Genomic DNA, 22,858 nt, shown 5'->3' with positions numbered 1-22,858 from the left:
TGTCTTCTGTCCTTAAAGACCGTTTCTCTTTACTTTATAATCGTAATCCCGGTGGAACACATGCTCCCCATTGATGGATGCATCCATATAGCCGGTGATGTAGAAGTTTTCCAGATCCGCAGTCTGGGTCACCACGATATCGCAGTCCGTAAGCCAGCCCTCCCGTCCGTTCTTCATCTTCTGATAAATTGTATATTTCGCTGAGAGGGGATCCTTGTTGCTCATGGTCAGCTCCCTCTTCAGATTGTGCTCTACAACTGTGCCGATATCGTCAAAGCGGTACACGCCCTCTCCGAACACTCCTCCCACGCCATCAGTGATGGAGGTCCACGTATCCGTGATCAGATCATATGTGATCTGCCGGTCCACATGTCCCGGCGAGAGTGTAGTCATTGGTGTGAGCGGCGCGCATCTTGCCTCCATGTCCGGTCCCTTGGCATCCTTTCCCTTAAACAGGGGCAGGGAAAATTTGGCAGTGGACAGATCCAGCTTCAGCGTAGCAAGCTCCGGCGATGGCCATATCATGGGCCAGAAGGAATTGGCAATGGCAAGTCTGATCCTGTGGCCGGCAGGGAAATTGTGTCCGCACACATCCAGCTGCACCCTGGCCTTATATTTCTTGCCCGGCTCCAGATAAACCACCTTCTCGTGGCCCTCCAGATGGGTCAGGTTCATCAGCCCATAGGACACTCTCGTGGCCGCTCCGTCGGGATGGATGTCACAGAGCTCAGCGTAGAGGAAGGCGTTTGGCTTATCGCTGGTAAGCTCCACCTCAAATTCCGGATAGCCTAATATTTCCACCTCTTCCTTTAAAATGTCAGAGTCAAATACCATGGCCATACCGTCGTCCACCCGCATATCGGCCGGGCTCTCTCCCGGAACTCCAGCTCCCATCCACTCGTTGGCCAGAAGCCCGTGATTGGGAAGGGTGCACAGATCCACCACTTCCTCCTTCGTGTTTGCCTCCTCCTGGAGATGTCCGTAGGTCATGGACAGCGTCTTTGTCTCCACATCCGCAGAGGGCCATTTGTCCAGTGCCACCCAACGGCCATCGCTGACAGGGTGTACCGTCTCCGGCTTCATGCTGTCTTCCAGCCATACCTGTACCATAGGGCAGTCCAGTGTATCATTGTCAATGCCTTTGAGCCATTTATCCCACCACTTTGTAGCCTCTCCCAGAAAATCGATGGCTGGCTGGGGAGCCCCGTCATGGGCAAACACGTGGGCCCAGGGTCCGATAAGCGCCTTTCTCGGAACGCTCAGCCCCTCCATCAGGGTGAGCACGCTGTTTGTGTAGGAGTCAGCCCATCCGTCCAGGGCAAAGACCGGCACCTTGATGTCATCGTAGTTCACGCTGACTGAGCCGTGCTTCCAGTAGTCATCCCTTGTCTGATGCTCCAGCCAGTTAGCCGGCCACAGAGGCATCTCCTCCAGGCGCCGGATAGACTCCTCATACCAGGTGTCCGGCTTGATCTCAGAGTCAATGGCACGGCACATGTAGGCCAGCATAATGTTGCCCCACCAGAAATTGTCATTCAGCAGACAGCCGCCTTTATAGTGAATATCCTGAGTATATCTGTCATCCACAAAGCCCACGCAGATAATAGCCTTCAGCCCTTTTGGCTGTCTCGCCGCCACCTGCAGGGAGTTAAAGCCGCTCCACGATTTTCCCATCATTCCCACATTACCGTCGCACCAGGGCTGCTGGGCAATCCACTCGATGCACTCCACCGCATCATCCTGCTCCTGCTTCAGATACTCATCGTAAAAGCACTGGTCAGACTCTCCCGCGCCCCGCATGTCCACGCGGACCACATTGTATCCCATGCCGGCGAAAAATCCGTACATGGGCTCGTCCCGCCCTCTCATGCCGTCCCGCTTGCGGTAGGGCTGGGTCTCAAACACTGTGGGCAACGGCTTGTCTGTCTTTGGATGCCAGACGCGGGCAGACAGCCTGCACCCGTCTGACATGGTGATCCACTGGTTCTCGATCACATCCCACTCATAGGGGAACTCCTCTCTCTTCATCACCCGTTTTGCTTTTGGTTCTACTTTTGCCATATTCACGAACCTCCTTTATTAATAAATATATGAAAATAGTTTTAGATTTCCTCACTTTTGGCCGCTGCCGGCTTTTTCGCATATTTTTTTGTCCAGATAACAGCCACGATGAGACCGATAATGCCCATCGCGATCATATACATATGGTTCAGGTGATAGCCTTGGTATCCCGGATATGTATCCAACAGCTTTCCTGCGATGGTGTAGCTCAGTACCTCTGGCAGATAGCCGAATGTGGATGCCATGCCGATAGCCACTCCTCCCAGCTCCACCGGGATTCCCGCCTCTGAGATAAAGGAAAAATACAGTCCGAAGTTGGAGAACATACCCGCATATACAAGCACGCAGGCTGCCACAACAAGGATCATCCTCGTGTCAGAGCTCATTCTTCCCGTCATATCCATGATGATCACTCCGGCTACCATGAGAACGTATCCCACGATCATGGTCTTGCTCTTTCCCACCTTATCCCCTGCAAACCCGCCGATGGTAGCGGCAAAGGGGCGAATATACTGAGACATGACTGTCAGGATCGCCGCAATCACAGCCGTAACTCCGATGATATTGCTGGCGTACGGTGTAAAATAGTAGGAAGACATATTAAATGTATAGCTTGTGTAGATCATAATAATGATCAGCCACATAACAGGCATTTTCAGGACGCTCAGGATCTGTTTGAAGGAAACCTGCTGTGAGGAGCCTGTCTCATCCACTGTATCCGGCTCCTTCAGGATAAATATAAAGATGATACCCACGATCAATGGCGCCAGGGAATAGAACCAGATGATGGCATCAATTCCCATATAGGGCATTGCCCTCGCCTCGAACACGCCGAAGATCGCAGTTGCCACAGCCAGATGCGCCGCATTGAACACGCCCCGGCCTCCCTCGAAAATGCCATAAGCCCTGCTCTGCTCCTCGTCCGTCGCCTGGATCCTTACAATCTTCATCAGGGCCGGCCAAAAGGTCAGGAGCGAGGTCACGCCCCACAGTCCGTAAATAGCCGCCAACGCGTAGAAGTCGCTCACCACCAGATGCAGAAGTCCTCCAAGACCTGTGGCAATCATGGAGAAAATCAGCAGCTTCTTCGCCTTGATCTTGTCCGCCAGAACCCCTCCTATAACATAGGAAAACACGCCGAGGAGGCCATAGGCGCTCCCCAGAAGTCCCATCTGCGTGTTGGTCAGATTATACATATTCTGATAGGTGTCATAATAGTAGGAGCGAAAATAGGGAAGTCCGTAAATAATCGATCCGGCAAATGCCAGCAAAAGGATCGTTCCCAGATTTTTCTTGTAGCCTTGTTTGGCCTCTTTAGCCATCCATACCGCCTCCATTCCAATCTCTCATTTTCATGTGTTCATATGCGCCGCGCCTCTTTTTTTACAAAGATCTTTACAAAGATTATAGCTTTATTGATAACAAATTCACAAATCCGGTCTTTTTCGTATTACGAAATTTTGTTCCCCACAAATTCTATTAAAGAGATAATTATTTGGCTTTTCATCTCCCTCCCTTCAATTTTCAATTTATTTTTATCGTTTTTCATCTATTTTTCTCAATATAGGATAGGAAACACTATTTTTAGTCAACTTTATCCATTCCGCTTTTATTTTCCCAAAAAACATTTGTCCATCTCACTGTTTATATGGTAAAATCTGTATTAAAATGAAGATTGTTTTTATGCAGAGAGGAATGATCGTATGAATTCTGGTTCTTTTTACACAACCTTAGGTCAGAAGCTCCGGGCCAGACGCCGGGCCAAGCATTTGACCTTAAATGATCTGGCAGAAAAATTGAACAAAAGTACAGCCACTATATCCAAATACGAAAAAGGGGAAATATTCATCAGTATTGACACTCTTGTAGACATCTGCAGAATCCTCAATATCGAAATCTCCTCCCTGTTGCCCGACACCTGCGTAACAGAGGATTCAAATGATTTGACACGATATCAAAAATATTTTTCAGAGCAGCTCTATCTCTACTGGTTTAACGGGGAGAAAAATAAACTGCAGAAGGCAGTTCTCATCAACCAGAAAATGTCCTTCAAGTCTACCATGTATTACGATGTGGCAGACACGGCAAACTATTATGATGCCAACTATGTCTATGACGGAAGGGTATCCTACACGGATTCCTGCATTGATTTTATCCTGAGCTGCACAGAGCCGCCATTTGACACCCTCACCCTCCGGGTTTCATCCCTGAACCGGCACACCTCCTACAAGATCGGTCTTCTCACGACCATCAGCTATTTCTACCAGAATATCGCCATGAAGGTCATTGTCTCGGAGACACCGCTGCCGGAGGACGAGGCGCTTATCTCCTCCCTGCGCCTGACGCCGGAAGAGCTGAAAAATATCAAGCGCACCAATTTCTTCTATGCGCAGTAAATTAGCGCTTGCTAAACACAAGAGGGGCTGCCTCTGAATAGCAATTCAGGACAGCCCCTCCCATATTTCTTGTTTTACCTTTTATTTTATTCTCTCTTCTATTTCTTCTGCTCTTTTTTCCTTCTCGTCGTATCCCGCTCCACCAGCTTCACATCGAACACATTCTCCTGCAGGAACTCCTCCCCCTCCACGTGCCGGATGATGATGCCTGCCGCCAGGGAGCCCATCTCCCTGATAGGCTGGGACACTGTGGTCAGCTCTGGCGTGCACATCCTGCTGAATTTGATATCGTCAAATCCAATCAGCTGGATCTCCTCCGGTATGCGCCTGCCCCGGGCCGTAAGCTCCTTGTATACAGAGATGGCCACCATATCGTTGCAGGCAATGATGCCATCTGTGTCCGGGAATCTTCGCATCAGCTCGCCTGCTGCCCGCCGTCCGGCCTCATAGTCGTAGGTGCAGTTCACGTACTGTTCCTTCAGACCGTATTTTTCGCATATGTCCAGATAGCCCTGGTAGCGCTGCCGGCCGCTGGAATAGGCCAAAGGTCCCCGCAAACAGACGATATTCTTACATCCGCACTCCACCAGATGCCGGGCCGCCAGACGCCCGCCCTTATAGTGGTCCGCCTCGATAAAGGCGGTGCCGCTCTCACCCTTCAGCTTTCTGTCCACCACCACCACAGGGATGGGGCAGTCCCCCAGCACCCGGCTGGTGCTGTCGCAATTGGTGGTGATGATGATCCCGTCCGCCTTCATCTGGACAAGCATCTGGATATTCATCATCTCCTTTTGCGGATCATCGTCAGAGTTGCACAGAAGGATCCGGTACCCGGTCCGGTATGCCTGCTCCTCCACCGCCTTGGAGAGCTCACTAAAAAACGGATTCTCAATGTCCGGGACGATCACGCCGATCATCCGGGACGACTTTTTGTAAAGGGCCCGGGCCAACTCATTGGGGCGAAAGCCTGTCTTTTCTATAGCCTCCAGCACTCTCTGCCTTTTTTTCTCATCCACGTTTGCGGTGCCGTTCATCACCCGGGAAACAGTGGCGGGGGACACACCTGCTAGCTTTGCCACTTCTCTGATACTGGTCATATATGGTCTGTTTGCTCCTTCCGTTTTGAAACCTGTTTCATACCCTTTATTATATTTTTCGCCCAACAGTCTGTCAACCCGGCCCGGCAGGGATCCGGAAAAGGCAGACGAGGGCAGCCAGACAGGGTTCCAAAAAGGGCAGACAATGCGCCAAAATGCCCGGCGGAACCGTATCAGTCCGCCGGGCATCCTCTTTTTTTTTCTTCTTTTTGCTCTTCTTTTATTCTCTTATTTTACTCTGTGATCAGCTCCACCTCAACCGGGATCTCCTTTTCCACTGTCTCGCCGTTTACCAGGCTGATGGCTGTCTCCACCGCTGTAGCGCCCATAAGGTCTGGCTTCTGTGCAACGGTTGCTGCCATTCTTCCCTGCTGGATGGCTGCCAGGGCATCGTCTGTGGCGTCAAATCCCACTACCACAATATCCCTGTTTCCGATGGCCTCCACCGCGCCCAAGGCCATCTCGTCATTGTGGGCAAACACGCCCTTGAGATCCGGCTGAGCCTGGAGGATGTTCTCCATGACAGTCATTCCCTCTGAGCGGCTGAAGTTAGCTGTCTGGCTGGACACAACGTCGAGCTGCTCATCTGCCACAAGGTGGAAGCCCTCTCCTCTGTCGATGGTGGCGCTGGCCCCGGAGGTTCCCTGGATCTCCGCTGTCTTTGCCCCCTCGCCGATGAGGCTCACCATATACTCTGTGGCCATCCTGGCTCCCTCCACATTGTCGGAGGCAATGGCACAGTCCACGTCCACTCCGTTGACTACGCGGTCCACGGAGATGACCTTGATTCCCGCCGCGACCGCGTCCTGCACGGCCGGAGCCACTGCGTCAGAGTCCACCGGATTGACAATGAGGACGCTGATATTTCTGGAGATCAGATCCTCGATATCACTTGTCTGCTTTGCCGCGTCATCGCCGGCGTCCACCACGATCAGATCTGCTCCCTCCTCCTCGGCCTTTGCCTCGGCGCCTTCGCTCAGAGTCACAAAAAATGGATTGTTCAGTGTGGATACGGAAAAGCCAATGCTGCCGTTTCCCCCGCTTCCTCCCTCTGTGATACTCCCCTCTTCGCCGTCGATGGTGATGGCGTTGCAGCCGGCCAGCGAAAATCCCATGACTGCTGTCAGCAGAAGTGCTGCCATTTTCTTTATTTTCATCATTGCTCTTCTCCTTTCTCTCCTAGCGTTTTCTGTCGGACAGCACCGCGATCAGGATCACGATACCCTTTACCACATCCTGGTAGTAGGATGAAACGCCCAAGATGTTCAGCCCGTTATTCAGGACAGCGATGATCAGTACGCCGACAAAGGTTCCCCAGATGCGTCCCCGGCCGCCGTTCATACTTGTACCGCCAAGAGCCACCGCGGCGATGGCGTCCAGCTCATACCCGTCTCCCAGGTTTGGCTGGGCAGATCCCAGTCTGGACAGGAGAATGAGTCCGGACAGCGCTGCCATACCGCCGGAGATGGCATAGACGGCAAGCTTTGTCCTGTGGATGTTCACACCCGCCAGCCGGGCTGCTTCCCAGTTGCTTCCTGTGGCGTACACTCTTCTGCCGAATGTAGTCTTCTCAAGAATGAACATAAAGAGGGCGAAAATCAGGATAAACAGGATTACAGGGATGGGAATGTGATAGAAATTCCCCTTTCCCACTACCTTTAAGGTAAAGCTGTCTCCCAGGTTGGAGATGGGCTTCCCGTCCATGAAGATCATGGTCAGTCCCCTGTAGACTGTCATAGTCACAAGGGTAGCGATAAAGGGCTGCAGTCTTCCCTTTGTGACAAGGATACCACTGATAAAGCCAAGTCCTGTCCCGATCACCAGAGCCAGCAGCATGGCAGCCCCCACGGGCATCCCGTTTGATATAAATCCCGCGCACAGCGCAGTGGACAGAGCCCACGGACAGGTCAATGCCCCCGGTCAGGATAACGCAGGTCATTCCAAATGCGATCAGTCCGTTGATGGAGGACTGCCTCAGCAGTGACAAAAAGTTTCCCACAGTCCGAAACTCCGGGCTGATGATACCGATGACTACCACTAAAAGGATCAGCGCGATCAGGGCGCCCAGATCCTGTATCTTATTGATCGTTTTCTGCTTATTCATTTAAATTCCCTCCTGTCGCCAGGATCATGATATTTTCCTGGTCCGCCTCTTCCTTACTCAGAATTCCCCGCACAAGTCCCTCTCTCACGACCATGATGCGGTCCGCCATTCCCAGCACCTCCGGGAGCTCCGTAGACACCATGATGATCGCCACGCCTTTTGCGGCAAGGTCATTGATGATATTGTAAATCTCCTTTTTTGCGCCTATATCCACGCCTCTGGTGGGCTCGTCCAGGATCAGCACCTTCGGATCTGTGTAGATCCACTTTGCGAAGACCACCTTCTGCTGATTTCCGCCGCTCAGTCTGCCGCACTCGTGCTCCGGCCCAAAGCATTTGATATGTAGTTCTTCGATTCCCTTTTGCACCAGCTCCCGCTCCTCTTTTTTCCTGAGAACGCCCCTCCTGGAAATGCGTCCCAGATTGGCGAGGGAGATGTTCTTGCGGATGCTCTCCTCCAGCATCAGGCCTTCGGTCTTGCGGTCCTCGGTGATAAAGCCGATACCGTTTTTCATGGCCTGCCCGGGATTATGGTTATGTATTTCCTCTCCGTTCAAAAAAAGCTTCCCGGTGACATGGGGCATATTTCCAAATATCGCCTGCATGATCTCTGTTCTTCCCGCGCCCATCAGGCCTGATACGCCAAGCACCTCCCCGGCATGGACTTCAAAGGACACATCCTTAAATACGCCCGGACAGGTGAGTCCCTCTACCTTAAAAACAACCTCTCCGATGCTGGCTTCGCGGAGGGGGTAACGCTCTCCGATCTCCCGGCCGATCATCATCTTCACCACATCGTTCATATCCGTGTCCTGGATACGTTTTGTATCAATGTAGGAGCCGTCCCGGAGCACAGTGATCCGGTCGCAGAGCTCAAAGATCTCCTCCATTCTGTGGGAAATGTAGACGATGGAGACGCCCTTTTCCTTCAGCGATCTCACCACCTGGAACAAAACCTCCGTCTCACTCTGGGTCAGCGCCGCGGTGGGCTCATCCATGATTATGACTTTGGCGTCCACCATAAGCGCCTTGGCGATCTCGATCATTTGCTGCTGCCCCACGGACAGCTCGCTCATTCTCTGCTGTGGATCAATGGACACGCCCAGTCTGTCCAGGATCTTTCTGACCTCGGCCCTCATAGCCTTCTTGTCGCACACGCCAAATCGGCCGTGTATCTCTTTTCCAAGGAACATATTTTCCTCCACTGTCAGATCAAACAGTACATTCAGCTCTTGGTGAATAAAGACAATCCCCGCCTTTTCCGCTTCCTGCGGATTTTTGTAGCACACCTCCTGTCCGTCCACAATGACCTGCCCGGCGTCCTTTGTGTAGACTCCCGTCAGGATCTTCATCAAGGTGGATTTCCCCGCACCGTTCTCGCCCATCAGCGCGTGGATCTCACCGTGATCCAGCAGAAATCCGGCTTCCTTAAGAACCGCGTTGCCGCCAAAGGACTTGTCAATTCCGCGCATTTCAATCTGCATGGTTCTCCCTCCTTTTCCTAAAAAATGCATCCCGACTGCAGGATGATATTTGCATTGGGTGTCGTCTCTCCTGTCCGAATCACTGCCCTACAGTCTCTGGTCAACCGTTTCAGCTCCTCATGGGGAACGAACTCGATCATCTCCCCGTCAATCCCCTCTCCCCTCAGATATTCCTCTATTTCTTTGAGCAGGGCGGGGCTTTTCTCTTTGATCTCCTCCGCCAGGATGACCTTCTCAATCTTCATGTCAGCGCCCGTCTCACAGAGCACATCCATAAAGGAGGGAAGTCCGAACCGCAGGGCCAGATCGATGCGCCTGGTGTCCTCCGGAATAGGGAGACCGCAGTCCCCGATGCAGATCCTGTCCGTGTGTCCCATGTGAGCCAGGACATCCGCCACCTCACTGTTCAAAATACCGTGTTTTTTCAACCTATCTTCCCCCTTAATTCTCGCTCCACTTCCTCAGCAGAGGGCATCCCGCTCTGAGCGCCGAACTTTTCTGTGGAAAGTCCTGCCGCTGTATTGGCGTACACAAGGGCGTCCCGGATGTCATCGCCTGCGCAGATCCGCACACAGAAGGCTCCGTTCAGCGTATCGCCTGCCCCTGTCGAGTCTGCCACCTCTGACTTTCTCGCCGGTACCCGCAGGATTTCCCCGCTCCTTAAACATGTCACCACGCCTCTGGATCCCTGGGTAATGACCAGCTTTTCCGGATATTTCCTGAGCATATCTTCCGTGTCCTTCTGCTCTCCAAAAATCAGCACTGCCTCGTGCTCATTGGGGGTCAGGTAAGTCACCATATCCACGATCTCCTCCGGAACAGCGGCTGCCGGCGCCGGGTTCAGCACGACCGGGATTTTCTTTTCGTGACACATTTTCACGGTGTAAATGACTGTCTCCAGAGGGATCTCGTGCTGGAGCACCACCATGTCATATTTTCCCAGCTCACCGCTGATGCTGTCCACATAGGCCTGATCCACTTTCCCGTTTGCGCCCGGAACCACTACGATTGTATTGTCATTTTCCGCCACTGTGATCATGGCCAGCCCTGTAGGGACTCCCTCCAGAACCCGGACGTGATCCGTTCTGACACCTGCGCCCTGCAGGTTTTTCAAGAGGAGCTTCCCGTTGTCGTCATCCCCCACGCATCCGAACATCTCCACCTCAGCTCCCAGTCTTGCCATGGCCACCGCCTGGTTGGCGCCTTTTCCTCCGGGTATGCGGCTGATGCTGTCCGCCCGGAGCGTCTCTCCCTTCAGAGGAATCCGCTCTGCCGTCACTGTCATGTCCATATTGATGCTTCCCACTACTGCAAGTTTCATCCCATGTCTTCTCCTTTCATTTCCTCTTTTTTTGAAACCGGTTTCAAATCTTTTGAAAAAGTAGGATCTCCATCTGAGATCCACTTCGTTTCATCGCATTTCCGGTCTCGTTCTTTCTTGAAACCGGTTTCAATTTCTGGCTATATTATAGGTCTACTTCCCTTTCCTGTCAATCTGTTTTGTTCTTTTCGTCAGACATGCACATTTTTCAGATTTATTTTTTGTCTATTTTTCACAATCCATTTTTTCTTTTACCAGCTCAATGGCCTCTTTTCCTGTCATGTGGTCAATGGTCATCTCCAGCATGCACAGGGGCTTCCACTCCCGGTCAATGGCCGCCGCCCGGTCCTGCGGTGTGCTCCGGGGCACATACTTTTGGGCCAGCTTTTCTATTGCCTGACGCTTTTCTGCCTCATCCTCCATGACCCGAACCCGGCCAAAGGCGATGACGCTCCTGAAATAGGTAGTGTACTCCTCCGGCACGATCCTGTCCTGATCGATGACACAGAAGGAAGCCTTCGGCTCCGCTGCGATGGCATCCAGCTTGTGTCCGCTTTTCGCGCTGTGAAAATAAAGCTTCTTCCCATCATACACGTAGCTGATGGGCACCGCATAAGGGTATCCGTCATCTCCCGCCAGCGCCAGCACGCCGGACGTGCCCCTCTTTAATATTTCCCCTGCCTCCTTCTCTGACAGGAGCTGTCTTTTTCTTCTCATTTCTCGAAACATATGTCCTCTTCCTTTTCTCAATGCCTGTTTTATCTTTCCTTCCAGATTCGGAGGGCGTTTTTATACCAGATCTTATCAAGCTGACTCTCCGACAGCCCCTCCTTCTTCAGCGCCTCCCACAGTCTTCCCATGCACCCTGTGTCGGGAATATCCATCCTTTTCATTCCGTCGAAGCCGTCAAAATCTGTCCCGATGGCGGGAAGATCCTCTCCCCCTGCCCGGAGCATGTGAAGCACGTGGGCCGTCATCTCCTCCAGCCGGGACTCCTCCGGCGTGCCAAGGAAGGGGCCGTAAAGATTAAGGCCCGTCACGCCGCCACGCTCTCCCAGAGCCCGCAGCATTCCATCTGTCAGGTTCCGGGGGTGGGCCGCCAGGGCGCGGCAGTTGGAGTGGGTGGCCGTCACAGGCTTTTTGCTGCATTTCATGACATCCCAAAACACGCCGTCAGACGCGTGGGAGACATCCACGATCATGCCCAGCTCGTTCATCCTCTCCACGACCCGGACGCCAAAGGGTGTCAGACCCCGTTCCATGACAGAGGGCTCCCGGCTGCCCGGGGCGCCGATACAGTTCTCGTAGTTCCAGAGGAGGGTGATGAGCCGCACATCCCTTCTGTAAAGCTCCTCCAGGCGCTCCAGGCTGCCGTTCAATATGCCGCCCTCCTCCACAGTGAGGACTGCGGCTGTCTTTCCCCTCCTGCGGATGGCTTCTATATCCCCCGGCTCCGCTGCGATCTCAAGCCGGCCGCCCCACCTTTCTGCCTGCTCGTGCAGATAATCTGTCATAGCCAGTACACGGCGGTACCCCGCATCGTACTGCTCCGCGGAGTTATTTCCCTCCATGGCGTCCCTGTAGGCAAAGCAGGCAAAGAACTGGGCGAGGGCTTCCTCCTCTTCCAGCTTCCGAATGCTGACAGATCCGTCATTTTCCAGGAGATCCCCCTCTCCTCCCAGGTCCAGAAGTCTCCACAGCGTGTCGCAGTGCAGATCGATCAAATTCATGTCTTACCTCCTCCTTTCGCACATATACTATACTACATTATTTTCGAGGAGGAAAGCGTATGACTCCTGTTCGTACCTCTGCCGGAACTCCTGTGATCGGGATCGTCACCTGTGGCTTTGCAGGGAACCGCCAGTTTGTCACAGACAGCTACATTTCTTCCGTGTGCCGCGGGGGAGGCTGCCCGGTCCTTCTGCCCTGCGTGGAGAACGGGAACCGGAGACTGATGGAGGTCATGGCCTCCTGCTGCCACGGATTTCTATTCTGCGGCGGCGGGGACATCACCCCCTTTCTTCTGGACCGCCCTCCCCTGTCTCCCTCCGGGGAGACGGACATAAAAACGGACATATTTCAGATTCTTTTCCTGAAATATGTCCTTTCCACGTCAAAGCCCGTCCTCGCCATCTGCCGGGGCATGCAGGTTTTGAACGCCGCCTGCGGCGGGGAGCTTCTCCAGGATCTCTCCTTAAGGGAGGAGCCGGTCCTGAACCACATGCAAAGATCCCGGCTGCGCAGCGATTTCTGCCATACTATCTCCGTCAAAAAAGATAGCATCCTACATAAAATCTTTGGAGAAACCACAGCTGTCAACAGTTTTCATCATCAGGCAGTCCTGACGCCGGGGGAAGGGCTCACAGTCACTGCCAGGGCTCCGGACGGAATCCCCGAGGGGCTGGAGATGCCCTCCCACCCCTTTGTCCTGGGAGTCCAGTGGCATCCCGAGTGCATGACCCGGTCCCTCAATATGCGCCGCCTGTTTCTCGCCTTTGTGGATGCGGCAAGAGGCCAGGACGGCAGGGAAGGGAGATAACAGCGGCAGGTCATTTTTACAGAGATTTCCGGATCTTTCTCCAGATGATGATGGAGAGGAGCACCGCAATGTAATCTGTGATGGCCTGCCCGTAGATCACCCCGTTCAGACCGGCCACCGCCTGCAGCAGATAAAGGAGAGGGATAAGAAGAACCCCCTGTCTCATGACCGACAGGATCGTAGCCGGCAGGGCGTGTTCCACAGACTGCATGCAGTTCATGTTGACGAAGAGGATGCCGATAAAGGGGCCGGAGACCATGTAGGCCACCAGCATCTCCACGCCGTAGCGGACCACGTCGCTGTCACTGATAAACAGGCGGATGATGGGCTCCCTCGCCACAAAGAAGAGAACCGTGGCAGCCACGCCCACGACAACGCAGCATTTCTTCGTAAAGCTCTCCACCTCCCGGAACCGGGCTGTGCTGCCCGCCCCATAGCTGTAGCCGAGAAGAGGCTGGACGCCGTTTGCAAGTCCCATCTGGAGGAATGTGATAAACATATTTGCCTTGAACACAATACCGATAGCTGCTACCGGATCATTTCCGTAGGCCACAAGGATCTGGTTCAGCACAATGGTGGACACACTCATGAGGGCTGAGAAGATGGCTGTCGGAAGGCCGGTAGAGCAGACTCCCTTCAGTATGCCGTCCCCACAGTTGAAATCCCTGGGGCTCAGGGACATGGACACAGACTTTCTCAAAAAGTACCACAGGTAGTAGGCACTTGCCATGACATTTCCAATGGTGGTGGCAATGGCCGCCCCGGCAGCTCCCATGCCAAAGCCGGATATAAAGAGGGGATCCAGCACAATGTTGGCGATAGTCCCGATCATGCTGCCGATCATGGCCTCCCTGCTGGCTCCCTCCGCCCGGACCACAAAGCTGGCAGCGGCGGACCAGATGATAAAGGGGGCTCCAACGGCCACGTAAATCGTGTACCCTCTCGCATACTCATAGGTCTGGGCATCCGCTCCAAAAAGAGACAGGATGGGACCGGTGAACACAAGAAGAACCACAGCAAAGAACACGCCTACAATAAGAGAGGCGTAGGTGACAAAGGAGGATACCTGCCGCACTCTTCTCTCATTTTTCTGTCCAAGGGCCATGGAAGCGGCGGCACTGCCGCCCATGCCGAACATGTTTGCAAAAGCCATAAAGAGGATGAAGATGGGGTTCGTCAGACTCACAGCCGCCACCTGCAGGGCATCGCCGGTCTGTCCCACGAAAAAAGTGTCCGCCATGTTGTAGAGCACGGTCACAAGACTGCTGATGACGCTGGGAATAGCCATCTTCGCCACCGCGCTGGACACCTTCATAGTTCCCATCCAGTCCTTTTCCAGTTCATTTTCCTTCATTTTCTGCTCTCTCCTTCCAGTTTCATCTATTGTGCTGTCTGCTTTACCTGTAATGCTCATCAAGATTTTTCAGCATTTTTCCCGCAATCTCAAGAAATGTCTCCTGCTCCTCCCGGGAAATGCCCCGCAGGAGGAGGGCCTCCGACTCCTCGATCTCCCGCCTGAGCGCCTCGTGGATCTTCTCCGCCTTCTTGGTGAAGACAATCCGCTTCCAGCGGCCGTCCTCCTCGTCCGGAACACGGCAGATCAGCTCCCTTTTCTCCAGGGCTTTAAGTACCTCCGATGCGGTGGGCGGCCGCAGTCCGAACTCCCTCTCTATATCCTTCTGGTAGACCTTGCGCTTCATGCCCTCCACCAAAATGTAATCCAGTATATTCCCCTGGGAACCGCTGATCCCCACTGATTCCTGCACCGCCATAGAGCGCCTCCTGAGCCGGTTGGAGATCATGTTGATCATTTTTCCTGTTTCCACACACAACACCGCCTTTCTTCCGCGCAGCTCCGAAACTCACCTCAAATCCGGTAAAGTCCCGTAAATTCGGGCCATTCATTTATTTAGGTTCCTAAGTATTATAGTGTCAATTGTCGCTATTGTCAAGAAAATATGCGGTCTGACACACCAGACCGGGCACAATTATGCACCAGTAGATGTAAACGCAGACGTAATGCTTTTAAAAAGCATTACGTCTGCGTTTACACGTGCATCTACATATTTCCCTCTATTCAAACGGATATTTCACGCCCCAGTCGGCCCGGAGGGCGTCCATCCACTCCATGATCCGCAGCGTCTCGGCGTGGGGCATCTCCTCGCATTCCAGCTCTCCTGCGGCGATGGCGCGCCGGCAGGCCTGAACCTCGTACTCGTAGCCTGTGATCTGCTCCGGCACTTTTATCTCCCGCACAAGATGGCGGTCCGGCGCATAGATTTGAATTGTATCAATATTGTTAATATTGCAGGCAATCATATACCCCTTTGTTCCATAAATAATCCCGTACTGCTCTGTATCCGCCCACATGCCTGTGTGGAGCACAGCCAGCTTTCCGTCCCTGTAGGTGAGGATGATAGCGTCCTGGCCATCCACGCCTGTGTCGGTCTTCACGCACTCGGAGGTCATTTTCACAATGTCGTCCCCCAGCACCATGCTGGCAAAATTAAGGGTGTAGACCCCCACATCCAGAAGAGCGCCGCCGGCAAGGTCAGGTCTTAACATCCTTTCTTTATCTGTCAGCTCATATCCCAGATTGGCGCTGATCATCTTGATCTCTCCCAGCTCCCCGGAGGCGATGATGTCGTCGATCATCTTCCGGGAGGGCATATATCTTGTCCAGATGGCCTCTGTGATAAACACCTTCTTTTCCGCCGCATAGTCCAGCAGCTCCCTGGCCTGGGCCGCGTTGGCTGTAAACGACTTTTCGCAGAGTACCGGCTTGCCGTAGGAAATACACAGCTTCCCATGCTCCAGGTGATGGGAATGTGGCGTGGCTATGTACACCAGCTCCACCTCCTCGTCAGCCAGCATCTCCTCGTAGGAGCCGTATGCCTTTTCCACATGATTTTTCCTGGCAAATTCCTCCGCCTTCTCAGGGCTCCTGGACGCCACGGCGTAAGCCTCCGCCTCCTTCATCCCATTTAATGTCTTTGCCATGGTTGCTGCGATCCGGCCCGCCCCCAAAATACCTACCTTCATATTCTGTCTGTACCTCCTGTTTCCTTATTAATGATATCTGTCTGTAATATATCACCTGCCGCCCGGGAAGTAAAGAAGGAAGCTGTTCGACGCGTCCATATGGCAGGATTTTTTTCGTATCCTGTATATTTTCTCCTGTTTTCCCAAACACTAACAGCGCAGTACACAAAAAGGAGGTAGAAAAACATGTCTGAAATATCTGTTCTCGACCTGCAGAACCTGCGCCATCTCATCGGCGGCTACGAGACCAGCTGTCAGAAAATGTCAGAGTACGCCAGCATGGCTCAGGACGCTGAAGTAAAAAAGCTGTTCCAGGACGCAGCCGACAGCGCCATGCAGAACAAGCAGGAGCTCCTTCGCTTTCTGTAGGCTCTGCCTGCCGGAAGCCAAAGACAGAAAAAGGAAAAAATAACAGCGAGGAGGAAAGAAAATGCTGAATGAAAAGACAATGGTTGCGGACGCCCTTGCCGGAGTGAACGGGGAGCTCACCCGATTTGGCGAGATGATCCCACAGACAGAAAACAAGGAGCTGAAGCAGTGCTTAAAGCAGATGCGGAACGCCTGTGAAATGTCCCAGGAAAAGCTCTACGATCTGGCCCGCGAGCGCAGCTACTATGTGCCCGCCGCCAAGGCGAGCCAGCAGGAGATCGAGCACGTCCGCTCGATTCTGACCCAGCCGTCCATGAAATAGGCGGATCATCCTTTGCAGCGCGTGGCCGGAGCGGACGCCCTCGGCCACGCCGCCTACATACCGGGATAGCCCGGACAGGCCAGAGCTGCGTCCCCCTCTTTCCCATCCGCTCCAGTCACTCCTCTCCCTCCTGCAAAATGAATGAAAAACGCTCATAAATTTCATTTTTCTTGATATTTCTTACGAATTTCCTTATTAAATGGATATTTTTTGCAGGAAACGATTGACGGGCGTTCAGTTTGCCGCTACAATGGTAACATTGAGTGAAAAATGAGAAAAATGATGATGGAGGATGCAAGGATGGCAGCATATGAAGAATTGTCAAAAGAGGAACTGTTGAAAATCAAATCTGAACTGGAGGCTGAGTTTGAGCAGGTAAAAGCCCAGGGGCTGAAGCTGGATATGTCCAGAGGAAAACCGTCCACAGAGCAGTTAAATCTGTCCATGGGCATGATGGATGTTCTGAACAGCAGCTCTGACCTTGTGTGCGAGGAAGGCGTAGACTGCCGCAACTACGGCGTTCTGGACGGCATCCGGGAGGCGAAGCAGCTTCTCGCCGATATGATGGAGGTCCCGAAGGACAATATCGTGATCTTCGGCAACTCCAGCCTGAATATCATGTACGACACCATCGCCCGCTCCATGACCCACGGCGTGATGGGAAGCACCCCATGGTGCAAGCTGGACAGGGTAAAATTCTTATGTCCTGTCCCCGGCTATGACCGCCATTTCAAGATCACAGAGTACTTTGGCATTGAGATGATCAATGTGCCCATGACTCCCACCGGCCCGGACATGGACATGGTGGAGGAGCTGGTGAGCACTGACCCGGCCATCAAGGGTATCTGGTGCGTTCCGAAATACTCCAACCCCCAGGGCATCACCTACTCTGATGAGACTGTACACCGCTTTGCCAAGCTGAACCCGGCCGCGGAGGACTTCCGCATCTTCTGGGACAACGCGTACGGCATCCACCATTTATATGAAGATAAACAGGATTACCTCATCGAGATCCTCATGGAGTGCAAAAAAGAGGGGCATCCGGATATGGTATACAAATTCTCATCCACATCCAAGATCAGCTTCCCCGGCTCCGGCATCGCCGCTATCGCCGCCTCCACAGCCAACCTGAAGGCAATCCGGGAGCAGATGAGCATCCAGACCATCGGTCACGACAAGGTGAACCAGCTCCGCCACGCGAGATATTTCAAGGATATCCACGGCATGGTGCAGCACATGAAAAAGCACGCGGACATCATGCGTCCCAAGTTTGAGGCTGTCCTCTCCACTCTGGAAAGAGAGATCGGAGGCCTTGGAATCGGCTCCTGGCTGTCCCCGAGAGGAGGCTACTTCATCTCCTTTGACGCCCTCCCGGGATGCGCGAAGAAAATCGTGGCAAAGGCAAAGGAGGCGGGCCTGATCATGACAGAGGCGGGCGCCACCTTCCCCTACGGAAAGGATCCCCAGGACAGCAACATCCGCATCGCTCCCTCCTACCCCACAGCCGAGGAGCTTAAAATCGCCACAGAGATCTTTGTCCTCAGCGTCAAGCTGGTGAGCATTGACAAGATCCTTGAGAGCAAATAAAAAGCAAGTTATAAATGTACAAAAACGTGCGCAAAGAAGAAATCTCCTTCCGCGCACGTTTTCTTTTTTCCTCTCTCAGCTCTCTTTGGCTCCCTCCAGCGTCTGCCGGATGATGCTCTCCATGTTCTCCCGGCTCAGGGCGCCGCTGACATAGCCGTACACCTTCCCCTCCCGGTCGATCATGTAGGTGGTGGGGTAGGCGCTGATCCCGAACATGGCACTCACCTCCCCTGTCTCATCCATAAGAACCGGGTAGGTGTAGCCATTTTCTTCCATGAAGCTTATCACCTCTTCCTTTGTCCCCTCGCCTCCCAGCCCCGGCGTGGCGACACTCAGGAAAACAACCTCTGCCTCCTCTCCCATAGCTTCGTATTCCTGGTAGAGTGCCTGGATATCCGGCATCTCCATCCTGCAGGGAGAGCACCAGGTGGCCCAGAAGTTCAGGAAGATGACCTTCCCCCTGTAGTCGGAAATGCTGTGCCGCGCGCCGTACTGATCTGTCAGTGTGAACTCCACCGCACCGGAACTGCTCTCCTGGTCAGTGCCGCCCTGCTGACTGCCCTCGCCTCCGCTCTCCTCTCCGTCGCTCTCGCCGCCATCCTCTGTATTTTCGGACACACGCTCCTGGCCCGTGTCTCCCACGCCGGACAGATAGCCCGTGATATCATTCATTTTCCCGGTAAACATCATAAGTCCCATGAGGATCATCAGCACAGCCCCGATCTTGACCGTGTACTTTACAATATTCATATGCCTCCTGAAAAGCTTCAGAAGGGAAGTGGTAAAAATGCCCACCGCCAGGAAGGGCAGGACAAATCCCAGGGTGTAGACGCCGATCATGAGAAATCCCTTCGCCCTTGTGCCGGCGGAGGCCGTCATGAGGAGTACACTGGATAGGGCCGGTCCCACGCAGGGCGTCCAGGCAAAGCTGAAGGAAAAGCCCATCAGGAGGGCTGTCACAGGGGACATGGCCATCCGATCCAGGTGAAAGGGCAGCCTGTGCTCATTTCCCAGCAGTCTCGAGGAGCCGAACACCCCCAGCTGGTAGAGCCCCAGGGCGATGACAAGGATACCGCCCGCCTTTGCGAACATGCTCTGATAATCTCTGAAAAAACTGCCCGCCGCGGACACGCCAAACCCCAGCAGAAAAAAGGTAAAGCTGATGCCGAGGACGAAAAATACGGTGTTTACCAGTACCTTTCCCCTGGGATAGTGCCAGACTCCCTCCTCATCCTTCACTCCTGTCCCACCCGACAGGTAGCCGATGTAGAGCGGAATGAGGGGGAATACGCAGGGGGAGAGAAAGCTCAAAAGCCCCTGGATCAATACTGTCAAAGCCGGAATACTCACATCCAGATCAAAACCCATAGAAACCTCCAAAGGGCGGCCCAGGCCGCCAATAATTTTCTCCTATCATATCTGTTTTTCCCCATACCGTCAACCGCTATCCTGCATTGACACACACTGTTTCCCTCCCTATAATAGAAAATAGTGCATTTGGGAGGGAAATTTTTATGCAGGAAAGCAAACTTCTGACAGGCAGCATCACAAAGAGCCTGCTCATCTTCGCACTGCCCATGATCGCGGGAAATCTCCTGCAGCAGTGCTACAATATCGCGGACACCATCATCGTGGGCCGCTTTCTCGGGGCGGACGCCCTGGCGGCAGTGGGGAGTGCCTACACTCTGATGACCTTTCTTACCTCTATCATCCTGGGGCTCTGTATGGGCAGCGGCGCCTCCTTTTCCATCAGCTACGGCCAGCAGGATTTTGACCGGATGAAGTCGGGCATCTTTCAGTCCTTTGTCTTTATCGGCGCGGTGACAGTCGTGCTGAACGTGGCGGTCTTTGCCGGCATCCGGGGAATCATCTGGTTCCTGCGTGTCCCCGGCTCTATCACAGGATTGATGGAGGATTATCTCCTTGTCATATTCGCAGGAATTGTCGGGACATTTCTCTACAATTATTTCGCCTGCCTGCTGCGGTCCATCGGGAACTCCAGAGTCCCCCTCATCTTCCTGGCTGTGTCCGCGGTGATGAACATTGTGCTTGATCTGGTGTTTGTGGTTGTCTTTTACTGGGGCGTGGCAGGGGCTGCCTTTGCCACCATCCTCTCCCAGTATGTGTCCGGCGTCGGTCTTGCCGTCTACACAAGGATCCGCTTCCCGGAGATGATGCCCGGGAAGCAGCACAGAAAATGGGACCACAAAATCTTCCACGAAATCACCAGCTTTTCCTTTCTCACCTGCCTCCAGCAGTCTGTCATGAATTTTGGCATCCTCATGGTCCAGGGGCTTGTCAACAGCTTCGGCCCTGTCATCATGGCGGCCTTCGCGGCGGCGGTGAAGATCGACTCCTTCGCCTACATGCCGGTACAGGACTTTGGGAACGCGTTTTCCACCTTTATCGCCCAGAATTACGGCGCAAAAAAAGAAGACCGGATCCGGAAGGGAATGAAGAGCGCTTTCCTGTGCGCCTTCTTCTTCTGTCTCATCATCAGTCTTCTTGTATGTGTCTTCGCCAAGCCTCTGATGCAGATTTTTGTGTCTGCCGGAGAGACGGAGATCATCGCCGCCGGCGTCCACTACCTGCACATTGAGGGCTCCTTCTACTTTGGGATCGGCCTTCTTTTTCTCCTCTACGGGCTCTACCGGGCCATCGCCCGGCCCGGCATGTCCGTGGTGCTCACAGTCATCTCCCTCGGCACCCGGGTGGCTCTTGCCTACATCCTGTCCGCTGTCCCCTGGATCGGGGTCACCGGCATCTGGATGTCCGTCCCCATCGGGTGGGTGCTGGCCGATCTGACAGGGGTGCTGTACTATATACGCCTCAAACGCTGGAAATAGTTCCAATACTGCAATCCGCCAGATACTCTTGCCTTTCAAATGCGCATTTTATAGTTTACAAGTAAGCATATATAACATGGACTAAACATATCATACAGGCGCCAGGGAAATATTCTGTTTGATGTAGATCGTCAGTTCTGTATAGTAATAAGCCTGCGGGACAATCCCCAGTCCTATATAATCATATAGAATCTGCAGCGGCAAAGTCCCTTGTTTTTCAGGTTGCTGGCCGATCGTGGCAACAATGATCCCTTCATCCATCAGTCTTTTCTGTTCTTTGACAATGTCATTCGTTATGATCCGGATCTTCTTTCCCGTATCCAGCTCTGCTATCTTTTCGCATATTTCATAGTTTCCTGGATTGACTACATAAATGCTGTCTATATCCCTGTTCTCCTGTATCACTTTTTGTATAGAAGAATAATCGTTTTTCTGGAAAATGATCTGTGTATTGCGATTTACGATCTCCAATTTCGGGTAGTTCTTATCCAACTCGTTTAGAAAACCGATATAACGATCATGAAACGATGGCGATTCTTCATCGAAGATAGATGCTATCGCAACTTTCCCGTTTTCGGGGGATACCAGACCAATAAGACCTGCCGCCACCCGTCCAGATTCGTAATAATCACATCCAACATATGAAAGTTTCTGCTTACTTTCAGCATCCAGATTAAAAAACACCATAGGAATCTGTTTCTCATCTGCTTTTTTAATAAACTCCATGACTGATGGAAGCTTCAGCGGCACCATCGCAATCCCATCCAGCTCGTCAAGATCCACCGTCTCTAGGACTTTACCTATAGAATGATCTTCCAATTCACGTATCAGATAAAACTGTACTGTCACACCAAACTGCTCCAACTCCTCTGCCTTTTTTATCGCAGAAGAGTACACACTCTTAAAAAAGAGATCTACGGTAGTATCACATACAATATATCCTACTTTTATTTTTTTCTTTCTGGATGCCAGCATCTGACCAGCCAGATTCGGTTCATATCCTAGCTCTTCTGCAATTTCTTTGACTTTCTGGAATGTTTCTGCGTTGACTCCCGCCCGGTTATTGAGAACTCTGTCGACTGTTCCTCTGGACACGCCGGCTTTCTGGGCAATCATTCTTATCGTTACCATATTTTCCCTTCGCTCCCATAGTTATGCTGTATTTTCTACAATTATAGCACTGTTTAGGGAATTTTTTCCAATATCTTAAAAAATCGTCCTGAAAATTTCCTGAAAATCCATAGTTCCATACCTTTTAACTAGTGAATCAAGATTCAAGAGCGCCATTCCATTGACAAATCCATTGCATGTATCATTGTCATCCCCTTTATTCTTGGCGGCTGCGCCGGAAAAGCTACTATTGTGCGTATCAGCCAACCAGAGGGATGTCATATATCCCTCGCACTGCACACCTTCCAGCGCATACCCATACATATGGCCCGGCATGGAAAGGCCATGCTGCATCCCGCGTGTCACAATCCTCGCCAGGGTCGCCAGTTCCTTGTCATGGCAGTACTCCGCCACCTTAAGAAGATCAGGGACCACTTCCTGGAAAGAACAGTCTACAAAACTAGAACCCGGAATCACGTCACATCCTGCCCAGCCTGTTGTACCAAATCCATATTTTCCTAGCAGTGTCTCCTTGTCAAACGGGATATCCCACAGATACGTCCAGCTTCCCAGTATCCGCG

General features: G+C 52.8%; 22 protein-coding genes and 1 pseudogene. 7 read left to right on the top strand and 16 right to left on the bottom strand.

What is annotated here, in order from left to right; all coding sequences use genetic code 11:
• Positions 1-12: 12 nt before the first annotated feature.
• Positions 13-2,061 carry a CocE/NonD family hydrolase gene (locus tag NI21_RS0104550; protein ID WP_033125064.1) on the bottom strand — a complete coding sequence of 683 codons (2,049 nt, stop codon included), beginning with the start codon at positions 2,059-2,061 and terminating at the stop codon, positions 13-15.
• 41 nt (positions 2,062-2,102) lie between these two features.
• Complete coding sequence (locus NI21_RS0104545; RefSeq protein ID WP_033125063.1) at positions 2,103-3,383, bottom strand: nitrate/nitrite transporter; 1,281 nt, start codon at positions 3,381-3,383, stop codon at positions 2,103-2,105.
• 381 nt (positions 3,384-3,764) lie between these two features.
• Between NI21_RS0104545 and NI21_RS17230 the strand changes: the two are divergent.
• Positions 3,765-3,962: pseudogene (locus NI21_RS17230) on the top strand (helix-turn-helix domain-containing protein); the annotation flags it as partial.
• A gap of 42 nt (positions 3,963-4,004) precedes the next feature.
• The gene (locus tag NI21_RS0104540; RefSeq protein ID WP_242842814.1) at positions 4,005-4,457 is read left to right on the top strand and encodes a hypothetical protein; all 453 of its coding nucleotides are present in this window, start codon (positions 4,005-4,007) and stop codon (positions 4,455-4,457) included.
• Between the two features lie 98 nt (positions 4,458-4,555).
• Here the strand turns inward: NI21_RS0104540 and NI21_RS0104535 are convergent, their stop codons facing one another.
• From NI21_RS0104535 to NI21_RS0104500, 8 genes are all read right to left on the bottom strand, one after another.
• On the bottom strand, positions 4,556-5,554 hold the full coding sequence (locus NI21_RS0104535) for a LacI family DNA-binding transcriptional regulator (RefSeq protein ID WP_033125061.1): 999 nt from the start codon (positions 5,552-5,554) through the stop codon (positions 4,556-4,558).
• Positions 5,555-5,787: 233 nt separating this feature from the next.
• Positions 5,788-6,714: a substrate-binding domain-containing protein gene (locus tag NI21_RS0104530; protein WP_369792772.1), complete on the bottom strand. Its 927-nt coding sequence runs from the start codon at positions 6,712-6,714 to the stop codon at positions 5,788-5,790.
• A 19-nt stretch (positions 6,715-6,733) separates the two neighbouring features.
• Positions 6,734-7,465 carry an ABC transporter permease gene (locus tag NI21_RS15820; RefSeq protein ID WP_369792771.1) on the bottom strand — a complete coding sequence of 244 codons (732 nt, stop codon included), beginning with the start codon at positions 7,463-7,465 and terminating at the stop codon, positions 6,734-6,736.
• Between the two features lie 185 nt (positions 7,466-7,650).
• Positions 7,651-9,141 carry a sugar ABC transporter ATP-binding protein gene (locus NI21_RS0104520; RefSeq protein WP_033125060.1) on the bottom strand — a complete coding sequence of 497 codons (1,491 nt, stop codon included), beginning with the start codon at positions 9,139-9,141 and terminating at the stop codon, positions 7,651-7,653.
• Between the two features lie 17 nt (positions 9,142-9,158).
• Complete coding sequence (rbsD, locus tag NI21_RS0104515) at positions 9,159-9,569, bottom strand: D-ribose pyranase (RefSeq protein WP_033125059.1); 411 nt, start codon at positions 9,567-9,569, stop codon at positions 9,159-9,161.
• The gene (gene rbsK / locus NI21_RS0104510; protein WP_033125058.1) at positions 9,566-10,462 is read right to left on the bottom strand and encodes a ribokinase; all 897 of its coding nucleotides are present in this window, start codon (positions 10,460-10,462) and stop codon (positions 9,566-9,568) included. The genes rbsD and rbsK overlap by 4 nt, the downstream gene beginning before the upstream one ends.
• Positions 10,463-10,687: 225 nt before the next feature.
• A complete protein-coding gene (locus tag NI21_RS0104505; RefSeq protein WP_033125057.1) occupies positions 10,688-11,191 on the bottom strand; it encodes a pyridoxamine 5'-phosphate oxidase family protein in 504 nt (167 codons plus the stop codon).
• Between the two features lie 29 nt (positions 11,192-11,220).
• On the bottom strand, positions 11,221-12,192 hold the full coding sequence (locus NI21_RS0104500; protein WP_033125056.1) for a dipeptidase: 972 nt from the start codon (positions 12,190-12,192) through the stop codon (positions 11,221-11,223).
• A gap of 59 nt (positions 12,193-12,251) precedes the next feature.
• On the opposite strand from NI21_RS0104500, the gene NI21_RS0104495 reads away from it, so the two are divergent.
• On the top strand, positions 12,252-13,001 hold the full coding sequence (locus NI21_RS0104495) for a gamma-glutamyl-gamma-aminobutyrate hydrolase family protein (RefSeq protein WP_033125055.1): 750 nt from the start codon (positions 12,252-12,254) through the stop codon (positions 12,999-13,001).
• 16 nt (positions 13,002-13,017) lie between these two features.
• On the opposite strand, the gene NI21_RS0104490 is transcribed toward NI21_RS0104495, so the two are convergent.
• The 3 genes from NI21_RS0104490 to NI21_RS0104480 all read right to left on the bottom strand — a co-directional run bounded on the left by NI21_RS0104490 (position 13,018) and on the right by NI21_RS0104480 (position 16,043).
• Positions 13,018-14,355 (bottom strand): MATE family efflux transporter, encoded by a 1,338-nt coding sequence (locus tag NI21_RS0104490; protein WP_081957971.1) that lies wholly within the window; start codon positions 14,353-14,355, stop codon positions 13,018-13,020.
• A gap of 43 nt (positions 14,356-14,398) precedes the next feature.
• Positions 14,399-14,827, bottom strand: a complete 429-nt coding sequence (locus NI21_RS0104485) for a MarR family winged helix-turn-helix transcriptional regulator (protein WP_033125107.1) — start codon at positions 14,825-14,827, stop codon at positions 14,399-14,401.
• 247 nt (positions 14,828-15,074) lie between these two features.
• Positions 15,075-16,043 (bottom strand): Gfo/Idh/MocA family protein, encoded by a 969-nt coding sequence (locus NI21_RS0104480; protein WP_033125054.1) that lies wholly within the window; start codon positions 16,041-16,043, stop codon positions 15,075-15,077.
• 186 nt (positions 16,044-16,229) lie between these two features.
• Here NI21_RS0104480 and NI21_RS0104475 point away from each other — a divergent pair, with 186 nt between their 5' ends.
• The 3 genes from NI21_RS0104475 to NI21_RS0104465 all read left to right on the top strand — a co-directional run bounded on the left by NI21_RS0104475 (position 16,230) and on the right by NI21_RS0104465 (position 18,321).
• Entirely contained in the window at positions 16,230-16,412 is a 183-nt protein-coding gene (locus NI21_RS0104475) for a hypothetical protein (RefSeq protein ID WP_033125053.1), read from the top strand.
• A gap of 61 nt (positions 16,413-16,473) precedes the next feature.
• The gene (locus NI21_RS0104470; protein ID WP_330635926.1) at positions 16,474-16,734 is read left to right on the top strand and encodes a spore coat protein; all 261 of its coding nucleotides are present in this window, start codon (positions 16,474-16,476) and stop codon (positions 16,732-16,734) included.
• A 300-nt stretch (positions 16,735-17,034) separates the two neighbouring features.
• Positions 17,035-18,321 carry an aminotransferase gene (locus NI21_RS0104465; protein WP_033125052.1) on the top strand — a complete coding sequence of 429 codons (1,287 nt, stop codon included), beginning with the start codon at positions 17,035-17,037 and terminating at the stop codon, positions 18,319-18,321.
• 75 nt (positions 18,322-18,396) lie between these two features.
• Here the strand turns inward: NI21_RS0104465 and NI21_RS0104460 are convergent, their stop codons facing one another.
• Positions 18,397-19,689, bottom strand: coding sequence for a cytochrome c biogenesis protein/redoxin (locus tag NI21_RS0104460; RefSeq protein ID WP_033125051.1), 1,293 nt, complete (start codon positions 19,687-19,689; stop codon positions 18,397-18,399).
• 146 nt (positions 19,690-19,835) lie between these two features.
• On the opposite strand from NI21_RS0104460, the gene NI21_RS0104455 reads away from it, so the two are divergent.
• Positions 19,836-21,167, top strand: a complete 1,332-nt coding sequence (locus tag NI21_RS0104455; protein ID WP_033125050.1) for an MATE family efflux transporter — start codon at positions 19,836-19,838, stop codon at positions 21,165-21,167.
• Between the two features lie 90 nt (positions 21,168-21,257).
• Here NI21_RS0104455 and NI21_RS0104450 read toward each other — a convergent pair whose 3' ends face one another.
• Positions 21,258-22,298, bottom strand: coding sequence for a LacI family DNA-binding transcriptional regulator (locus NI21_RS0104450; RefSeq protein ID WP_033125049.1), 1,041 nt, complete (start codon positions 22,296-22,298; stop codon positions 21,258-21,260).
• A gap of 75 nt (positions 22,299-22,373) precedes the next feature.
• A partial coding sequence (locus NI21_RS16865; protein ID WP_033125048.1) for a hypothetical protein occupies positions 22,374-22,858 on the bottom strand: 485 nt, incomplete at its 5' end.

The sequence above is a fragment of the Eubacterium sp. ER2 genome (genome assembly GCF_000765215.1).
Classification (GTDB): domain Bacteria; phylum Bacillota; class Clostridia; order Lachnospirales; family Lachnospiraceae; genus Claveliimonas; species Claveliimonas intestinigallinarum.
Note: the sequence above shows the minus strand (reverse complement) of the source record. Positions and strands in the feature narration are given on the sequence as shown.

Excerpts from the sequence above, each read along its gene's own strand:
- NI21_RS0104550 (WP_033125064.1), bottom strand. The coding sequence starts at position 2,061 with ATGGCAAAAGTAGAACCAAAAGCAAAACGGGTGATGAAGAGAGAGGAG.
- NI21_RS0104545 (WP_033125063.1), bottom strand. The coding sequence starts at position 3,383 with ATGGCTAAAGAGGCCAAACAAGGCTACAAGAAAAATCTGGGAACGATC.
- NI21_RS0104535 (WP_033125061.1), bottom strand. The coding sequence starts at position 5,554 with ATGACCAGTATCAGAGAAGTGGCAAAGCTAGCAGGTGTGTCCCCCGCC.
- NI21_RS0104530 (WP_369792772.1), bottom strand. The coding sequence starts at position 6,714 with ATGATGAAAATAAAGAAAATGGCAGCACTTCTGCTGACAGCAGTCATG.
- NI21_RS0104520 (WP_033125060.1), bottom strand. The coding sequence starts at position 9,141 with ATGCAGATTGAAATGCGCGGAATTGACAAGTCCTTTGGCGGCAACGCG.
- rbsK (WP_033125058.1), bottom strand. The coding sequence starts at position 10,462 with ATGAAACTTGCAGTAGTGGGAAGCATCAATATGGACATGACAGTGACG.
- NI21_RS0104505 (WP_033125057.1), bottom strand. The coding sequence starts at position 11,191 with ATGTTTCGAGAAATGAGAAGAAAAAGACAGCTCCTGTCAGAGAAGGAG.
- NI21_RS0104500 (WP_033125056.1), bottom strand. The coding sequence starts at position 12,192 with ATGAATTTGATCGATCTGCACTGCGACACGCTGTGGAGACTTCTGGAC.
- NI21_RS0104495 (WP_033125055.1), top strand. The coding sequence starts at position 12,252 with ATGACTCCTGTTCGTACCTCTGCCGGAACTCCTGTGATCGGGATCGTC.
- NI21_RS0104490 (WP_081957971.1), bottom strand. The coding sequence starts at position 14,355 with ATGAAGGAAAATGAACTGGAAAAGGACTGGATGGGAACTATGAAGGTG.
- NI21_RS0104480 (WP_033125054.1), bottom strand. The coding sequence starts at position 16,043 with ATGAAGGTAGGTATTTTGGGGGCGGGCCGGATCGCAGCAACCATGGCA.
- NI21_RS0104475 (WP_033125053.1), top strand. The coding sequence starts at position 16,230 with ATGTCTGAAATATCTGTTCTCGACCTGCAGAACCTGCGCCATCTCATC.
- NI21_RS0104470 (WP_330635926.1), top strand. The coding sequence starts at position 16,474 with ATGCTGAATGAAAAGACAATGGTTGCGGACGCCCTTGCCGGAGTGAAC.
- NI21_RS0104465 (WP_033125052.1), top strand. The coding sequence starts at position 17,035 with ATGGCAGCATATGAAGAATTGTCAAAAGAGGAACTGTTGAAAATCAAA.
- NI21_RS0104460 (WP_033125051.1), bottom strand. The coding sequence starts at position 19,689 with ATGGGTTTTGATCTGGATGTGAGTATTCCGGCTTTGACAGTATTGATC.
- NI21_RS0104455 (WP_033125050.1), top strand. The coding sequence starts at position 19,836 with ATGCAGGAAAGCAAACTTCTGACAGGCAGCATCACAAAGAGCCTGCTC.
- NI21_RS0104450 (WP_033125049.1), bottom strand. The coding sequence starts at position 22,298 with ATGGTAACGATAAGAATGATTGCCCAGAAAGCCGGCGTGTCCAGAGGA.